Here is a 6,324-nt window from a genome sequence, read left to right as displayed (position 1 = left end):
CGGGATATCTCCGAGGCCAGGCGGCGGCGGACCAGCACGACGCCGCTGCCGACGGCTGCCGCTGCCGCGAGCGCTCCACCGGCGATCAACGCCGAGTCGTCCTGCTCCACCGGACCGCCGCCGGTTTCCACGCCGCCTTCCGGCACGGCCTTGATCTGCCGCTCCTCTGCCTTCGCGGCCGGGCCTTCCGCAGGCCGCGAGACCTCGGGGCGCAGCCGCTTCTCGGCTTTCGCGGCCGGGCCTTCCGCGGGCCGCGAGACCTCGGGGTGCAGCCGCTCCTCGGTTCGCTCGCGCGGCGGCTGGGTGTCCGGCCGAGACCGGCGGGGAGCGTCGGCTTCCGGCTGTTCCGCGGGCGGTTCACCGGGGGTCGGCCGGGTCACAGCGGCCGCGGTGTCCTCCTTGGGCGGAGCGGGCTGGGGGCTGTCGGCGGCCAGTGCCGGGGTGGCGCTCAGCAGGACGGCCGCACCCGTTCCGACGCCGGCGGCGAGTGTGCGCAGAGAACGCATGGTGTTTCCTCCAGACGGCCGGCGACACGGACCGGCCTGGTAGGGGACGACTTCGCCCGTTCAAGACCGGGACCGGTTCGCGCGGCGTTCGCCGGAGACGGGATTCGTCGGGCTCTTCACAGCAGGCAACGCCACGACGCGTCGCGGTCGTCGGGATGCGGGGGTGACATCCGGATGCGCGTCAGCCGAAGCAGGGGAGTGCATGGACGGCAAGCGAGACCGACGTGCGTCACGGCGCCATCGGTGGTTGTTCGATCGGCTGCTCGTCGATGTCGGGCACCCTCTGCACCGAGCGCGGCCGCTCGTCCCGCGAAGGCGGTGGAGACACCGCGTATGTCCGCGACACGTGGGGCGTTGTCCGCACCTGATGCTTCGAGTGACCGCCGGACGGGGACGGCGTCGACGTGCTGGGCGGCGACGAACTCGACGGTTCCTGCTCGACGCTCGCTCCCGGCACGAGCCTGCTCGGCGTCGCGGGGCCGTCCTCCAGCGCCGGGGAGCTGGTCACCAGTGCCAATCCCAGGGTCACCGTGGCCACCGCGGCGACCGCGCCGCTCATGCTGGCGATGCGTATCCGGCGCTCCCTGCGCAGTGCTCGCTGCAGCAGCGCATCGGGGTCCATGCGCATCGCCGGTTCCGGGCCGAGCGCGTCGTCCAGCAGCCGGCGGATCTCGGCGGGCTCCACGGGGTCGGGCTCCCGCCACAGGATGTCGTTGCGGGTCATCGGAGCGCCTCCAGCGCCAGCAGCTGCGGCCTGCTGGTGAGCAGCTTGCGCAGGGTGGCAAGCCCCTTGGCCGCCTGGCTCTTCACGGTGCCGTCCGAGCAGCCGAGAATGCGCGCCACTTCGTCGATCGGCAGGTCTTCCCAGTAGCGCAGCACGATGACCGCCCGCTGACGCGGCGGGAGCATGGCCAGAACGCGCCGGGCATCGAGGGTGGCGTCGGTGTCCTCGGCGGGTACGACCGTCTCGGGAAGCGAGTCGCTGACGCGTTCCCTGCGGTACCGCAGCAGCCGGGAATCGTCCATCACGGTGCGCACCAGGGCCGTGCGCGCGTAGGCATCGACGGCCTCGGTCGCCCGGATGCGGGACCAGGCGCGGAACAACTTCAGCAGTGCGGTCTGCACCAAGTCTTCCGCCCGATGCCAGTCACCGCACAGCAAGAACGCCGTCCGGCGCAGGACGGGGCCGCGGGAACGAACGAACTCGACGAACTCGGCCTCTCGATCGGTCACACCGTTTCTCCCCTCGTACCCGGCAGGACGAGCGGTGCGCCGCGCGGTGTTGCCGACCGGGCAAGGGTATGACGCACATCACATTGGGTCGATCGAGGCTGACCGGTGTGACTGGCACGTTCGTGACGCTCGGCGGTGGCGGAGTCTCCGCAGCCGGCCGGATCACGCCGATCGACGAGCTGATTCTGTCTGTGTCGGCCACCCACCGGCCGAGGGTCTGTTTCATGTCTACGGCTTCCGGCGATGACGTCGAGTACGTCGCGTGGTTCGAGCGGGCGTTCGAAGGCCGGGACCGCACCTCGGTGCTCTCGCTGTTCTGCCGTCGCCCATGGGGCGACACCGATCCGTCGATGGTGCTGGAGCGGGACGTCATTCACGTCGGCGGCGGCTCCACGGCGAACCTGCTGGCGGTGTGGCGCCTGCACGGGCTGCCGGACATCCTGGCGCAGGCCGCCGAGAACGGCGTCGTCCTCGCCGGGGTCAGCGCAGGCGTGAACACCTGGTTCGAAGGCAGTTCCACCGACTCGTTCGGTCCGCTCGCCCCGTTGCGGGACGGCCGCGGCATGCTGCCGGGCTCGGCCTGCCCGCACTACGTCGGCGAGGCGAACCGGCAGCGGTCCTGTCGCCGGATGGTGGCCGAAGGCAGCTCCCGGCCGGACACGCCGCCGACGACGGGGTCGCGTTGGTCTGGCGGCGCGGCGAACTGGCCGAGGCGGTCGGCGAACGGCCGGGAGGCCGGGCATTCCGGGTGACCCGGCACGGCGGCCGGGCGGTGGAGACCCCGCTGGACGTGCGCTACCTGGGCTGAATCGCCGTGTCGCGGCTGAGCGGCACGGGCTGGTCGACCTTGGCCAGCTTGTGCGGATTCCGCACCCCGTAGATGTGGGTGATCCTGCCGTTCTCGATGCGGAAGCTGAGCGTGCCGTCGGGCTGGTCGCCCACGAACAGCCGCAAGGCCGGCTCGCCGTTGAGAACGAGCTCCTGAATGCGGCCGTCGGGCATCTTCCGCGGGAAGGCCGCCAGCACCCGCGCCACCGCGTCGGAGCCGAGAATCGGCCGCACGAAGGCCTTCGCGACGCCGCCGCCGTCGGAGAGCATCACCACGTCCGGGGCGAGGACGTCCAGCAGGGCGCGCACGTCACCCGTCTCCACCGCGGCCCGGAAGCGAGCCACCACCTCCTGCTGCTCGCTGCGGCTCACCGGGTGTCGCGGGCGCCGTGCCGCCACGTGGGAGCGAGCGCGGTGCGCGATCTGCCGGACCGCCGCGGGCGTCTTGTCCAGCGCGCGGGCGATGTCCTCGAACGGCTCGCCGAAGATCTCGCGCAACACGAACACCACTCTTTCGGTTGGCGTCAGCGTTTCCAGCACGGTCAGCATCGCCATCGACACGCTTTCCGCGAGCTCGACGTCCTCGGCGACGTCCGGGCTGGTCAGCACCGGCTCCGGCAACCAGCTGCCGACGTACTCCTCACGACGGCGGGCCAGCGTGCGCAGCCGGTTCAACGCTTGCCGCGTCACGGTGCGCACCAGGTAGGAGCGAGCATCGCGCACCGTGGCCTGATCGATGGAGTTCCAGCGCAGCCACGCCTCCTGCACGACGTCCTCGGCGTCGGCGGCCGAGCCGAGCATTTCGTAGGCGACCGTGAACAGCAGGCTCCGGTGCCTCTGGAACGGATCACCGGTCATGCGGATCCGACCTCACGGCGGTCCGGCTCGGCCAGCGGCGGAAGCCCGCAGCGCGCCGAGAGCCCGTGCGACTCCAGGCCCAGGGTGACGCCGGTGCGTGCGGTCATGTTCGCGAACCCGATCCACGCGGTCAGCTCGAGAACGGCCGGGGCGCCGAGCTCTTCCAGCAGCTCCGCCACCATCTCGTCGGTGACCGTCGGCGGCGTCTGGCACATCGCCTCGGCATAGGCCAGCACCCGGCGTTCCAGCGGCGTGAACACCGTCGAGGAACGCCAGCGGGGCACCTGACGGGCCTTGTCGATGTCCACCTCGTGCTGCGCCTGGTAGTACCCGAAGTCGAGGCACATCGAGCACCCGATCGTCGCGGCCGCGGCCATGTGCGCCAGGGCCTTCAGGTCCGGCGGCGCGTGGCGCCACTTCTTCTTGGCCTTCCGGCCGAACATGCTCGTGTGCCTGAGCATGGCCGGGCTGTGCCACATCACGCCCAGCGCCGTCGGCTCGTCGTCGCCGAGCATGCGGCGGGCGGACGCCTCGGCCAGCCGGCCGAACGGCCCGGACAAGTCGGCTTGCGGCAGCCTGGCGGTTGCGGACATCGGATTCCTCCTGTCGTCGAGTGCCTTCGACAGAAAGACACCGGTCTTCGCGGAAATGTGACAGTCGTACCCGTGCGGGATGGGCGGCCGGTGCCAAGGCTGACCAGGCGTAGTCGAGTCCTGGTCGTTACCGGGCGGCATGGGCGGCCGTCAGCCCAGGCGCTGCGCGGTGGCCAGCCACGCCAGCATGTCCGCGGGCTGGTTCGGGGTCAAACCCAGCTCCGGGCCGGCATCCGGTGGCACGTTGGCCCGCACGCTGCTGGTGCGCATCTCGAGCAGCCGCCATCCGGTCGCCTCGGTGAAGGCTGCGTGGACGACGGCGTCGCTGATGCGCGGTCCGAACCCCGGCGCGATGTCCGACAGCGCCAGGATGTGCACCCGGCCGCCGGGATGGCACACGGCGGACAGCCGCTCGGCGTAGGTGATGCGGTCCTGCGCGCCGAAGCCGTGGAACAAGCCGCAGTCGACGACGGTGTCGAGCGAGGCGGGCCGGACAGCTGCAACGCGTCGGCCACCTCGAACCTCGCCGGAACACCCAATGCCGCCGCCTTTGCCGTGGCGAGCGCGACAGCCTTCGGGGAGAAGTCGATGCCGAGCACGTCGTGGCCACGCGCGACCAGGTAGATGGTGTGTTCACCGGTGCCGCAGCCGGCATCCAGGACCCGGCCGGTGATCTGCCCGGACTCCGCCAGCCGGACGATCGCCGGCTGCGGCTCGTCGATCACCCACGGCGCAGCGCCCTCGTCGTAGGCGCGGTCGAAATGCGACCGGGGGACGGAATTCTCCATCCGGGGATTGTCCGGTATTCCGGCGATGCTGTCAGTCCGAGCGTCGTGCGGTGGCCAGCCAAGCCGGCATGTCGGCGGGCTGGTCGGGGGTCAAGCCCAGCCGTGGGTCGACGTACGGCGGGACGATCACCCGGTACCGGCTCGTTCGCAGGTCCTGCAGCTGCCATCCGTTGGCCTCGGCGAACGCCTCGCGGATGTATGCGTCGCTGATCTGCGGTCCGAGCCCCGGCTCGGCGTCCGAGAGCACCAGGACGTGCACGCGACCGCCGGGGTGGCACACCTCGGCCAGCCGCTGGGCGTACCGCGTGCGGTCCGCCGCTCCGAAGACGTGGAACAGTGCGCTGTCGATGATCGTGTCGAAGCGCGGCGGGCCGGTCAGCTCGAGCGCGTCGGCCACCTCGAACTTCGCCGCGACGCCCGCCGCCGTCGCCTTCGCGGTGGCTCGCTCGACGGCCTTCGGGGAGAAGTCGATGCCGACGACGTCGTAGCCGCGCTCGGTCAGGTAGATGGTGTGTTCACCCGTTCCGCAGCCCGCATCGAGGACCCGGCCACTGATCTGCCCGGACTCCTCGAGCTGGACCACGGCCGGCTGAGGTTCGCCGATCACCCAGGGGGGAGAACCCTCGGCGTAGGCGGAGTCGAAATCGGACTGAGGAATCGAAGCGTCCACTCCGCCAGTGTGCGGCATCGGCATCACTACCGGTCAACCGAATTCCCATCCGGTACCTCCGATCAGCCCGCCCGTGGGGTGCATACGGTGGGTCGGCCGATCGGCGGCTGTCCCGGCGTACCGTCCCGTCGGCTGTGCCGTCGTGCCGCCACTGGCGCCGGCCGGTCGCGTCGCCGACGCCGCGCATCACGGCCTCATGGGGACGTCGCTCGAGGAGGCGATGTGGTTTCGCCGCTCGGCCGGGGCGGAGAGGCCGTGCCGGACGAGGTTCTTGGCAGTGTCGATGACGGCGGCGAGCGAACCCTGCCGGGGGTCCCACCACTCCGTCGTCCAGTTCAAGGCACCGATGACCAGCATGCGTGCCGCCCGGAGGTCCAGATCGGGCCGGATCGCACCGGCGCGGCGGGCCTGCTCCAGCAACCGCCGCCACAGCTCGATGTATTTCGTGCCTTCGGCCCGCAGCCGGTCACGGACCTCGTCGGGGAGCTGGCCGAGGTTGCGGCTCACCGCCGTAGCGAAGTCGGACAACGACAGTTCCACTTCCAGGTGGGCCGCCACCGCGGCCTCGATGCGATCCAGCGGGGATGCGTCGTCGTCGAGCGCATCGAGCGCGGCTTCGACGTGTGCACGGAGTCGTCGTTGACCGGTCGCCATGACTTCGGCGATCAGGTCCTGCCGAGACTCGAAGTAGTAATACAGCGCAGGAGCGCGTACCGATGCCAGGTCGGCGATGTCGGTCAGCCGGGTGGCCGAGTATCCCTTTTTGCTCAACAGTGCGGCCGCGGCCTCGAGAATGCGATCGCGCGTCGCGGCGTTCGGATTCACGCTGTCGGGTCTGCCAGTCATCC

At 70.9% G+C, this 6,324-nt stretch carries 9 protein-coding genes and 1 pseudogene; 1 reads left to right on the top strand and 9 read right to left on the bottom strand.

All coding sequences use genetic code 11. The features are described 5' to 3' along the window. The 3 genes from CXP56_RS06345 to CXP56_RS06335 form a co-directional block, all read right to left on the bottom strand. Positions 1–506: GVDTG sorting domain-containing protein (locus tag CXP56_RS06345; protein WP_502694564.1), on the bottom strand; the 506-nt coding region annotated here is incomplete at its 3' end. Between the two features lie 229 nt (positions 507–735). After that, the gene (locus CXP56_RS06340) at positions 736–1,230 is read right to left on the bottom strand and encodes a hypothetical protein (RefSeq protein ID WP_038044525.1); all 495 of its coding nucleotides are present in this window, start codon (positions 1,228–1,230) and stop codon (positions 736–738) included. Continuing rightward, positions 1,227–1,739, bottom strand: a complete 513-nt coding sequence (locus CXP56_RS06335) for a SigE family RNA polymerase sigma factor (protein ID WP_286900353.1) — start codon at positions 1,737–1,739, stop codon at positions 1,227–1,229. The genes CXP56_RS06340 and CXP56_RS06335 overlap by 4 nt, the downstream gene beginning before the upstream one ends. Positions 1,740–1,807: 68 nt before the next feature. On the opposite strand from CXP56_RS06335, the gene CXP56_RS06330 reads away from it, so the two are divergent. After that, positions 1,808–2,491: a Type 1 glutamine amidotransferase-like domain-containing protein gene (locus tag CXP56_RS06330; protein ID WP_286900351.1), complete on the top strand. Its 684-nt coding sequence runs from the start codon at positions 1,808–1,810 to the stop codon at positions 2,489–2,491. Between the two features lie 43 nt (positions 2,492–2,534). Here the strand turns inward: CXP56_RS06330 and CXP56_RS06325 are convergent, their stop codons facing one another. The 6 genes and pseudogenes from CXP56_RS06325 to CXP56_RS06300 all read right to left on the bottom strand — a co-directional run bounded on the left by CXP56_RS06325 (position 2,535) and on the right by CXP56_RS06300 (position 6,322). Continuing rightward, positions 2,535–3,425, bottom strand: a complete 891-nt coding sequence (locus CXP56_RS06325) for an RNA polymerase sigma-70 factor (RefSeq protein WP_028846733.1) — start codon at positions 3,423–3,425, stop codon at positions 2,535–2,537. Next, positions 3,422–4,018 carry a carboxymuconolactone decarboxylase family protein gene (locus CXP56_RS06320; RefSeq protein WP_028846732.1) on the bottom strand — a complete coding sequence of 199 codons (597 nt, stop codon included), beginning with the start codon at positions 4,016–4,018 and terminating at the stop codon, positions 3,422–3,424. The genes CXP56_RS06325 and CXP56_RS06320 overlap by 4 nt, the downstream gene beginning before the upstream one ends. A gap of 150 nt (positions 4,019–4,168) precedes the next feature. Then, positions 4,169–4,474 carry a hypothetical protein gene (locus CXP56_RS06315; protein WP_286900356.1) on the bottom strand — a complete coding sequence of 102 codons (306 nt, stop codon included), beginning with the start codon at positions 4,472–4,474 and terminating at the stop codon, positions 4,169–4,171. An 83-nt stretch (positions 4,475–4,557) separates the two neighbouring features. Next, positions 4,558–4,806: pseudogene (locus tag CXP56_RS06310) on the bottom strand (class I SAM-dependent methyltransferase); the annotation flags it as partial. A 31-nt stretch (positions 4,807–4,837) separates the two neighbouring features. After that, on the bottom strand, positions 4,838–5,476 hold the full coding sequence (locus CXP56_RS06305) for a class I SAM-dependent methyltransferase (protein WP_028846730.1): 639 nt from the start codon (positions 5,474–5,476) through the stop codon (positions 4,838–4,840). A 186-nt stretch (positions 5,477–5,662) separates the two neighbouring features. Next, positions 5,663–6,322 carry a TetR/AcrR family transcriptional regulator gene (locus tag CXP56_RS06300; protein ID WP_286900347.1) on the bottom strand — a complete coding sequence of 220 codons (660 nt, stop codon included), beginning with the start codon at positions 6,320–6,322 and terminating at the stop codon, positions 5,663–5,665. Positions 6,323–6,324: the final 2 nt, after the last annotated feature.

Origin of the sequence: Thermocrispum sp. (assembly GCF_002919275.1) — a bacterium.
GTDB lineage: Bacteria > Actinomycetota > Actinomycetes > Mycobacteriales > Pseudonocardiaceae > Thermocrispum > Thermocrispum agreste.
Note: the sequence above shows the minus strand (reverse complement) of the source record. Positions and strands in the feature narration are given on the sequence as shown.

Bases quoted from the DNA above. Each gene is read 5' to 3' on its own strand.
- CXP56_RS06340 (WP_038044525.1), bottom strand. From the start codon at position 1,230: ATGACCCGCAACGACATCCTGTGGCGGGAGCCCGACCCCGTGGAGCCC.
- CXP56_RS06330 (WP_286900351.1), top strand. From the start codon at position 1,808: ATGACGCACATCACATTGGGTCGATCGAGGCTGACCGGTGTGACTGGC.
- CXP56_RS06325 (WP_028846733.1), bottom strand. From the start codon at position 3,425: ATGACCGGTGATCCGTTCCAGAGGCACCGGAGCCTGCTGTTCACGGTC.
- CXP56_RS06320 (WP_028846732.1), bottom strand. From the start codon at position 4,018: ATGTCCGCAACCGCCAGGCTGCCGCAAGCCGACTTGTCCGGGCCGTTC.
- CXP56_RS06300 (WP_286900347.1), bottom strand. From the start codon at position 6,322: ATGACTGGCAGACCCGACAGCGTGAATCCGAACGCCGCGACGCGCGAT.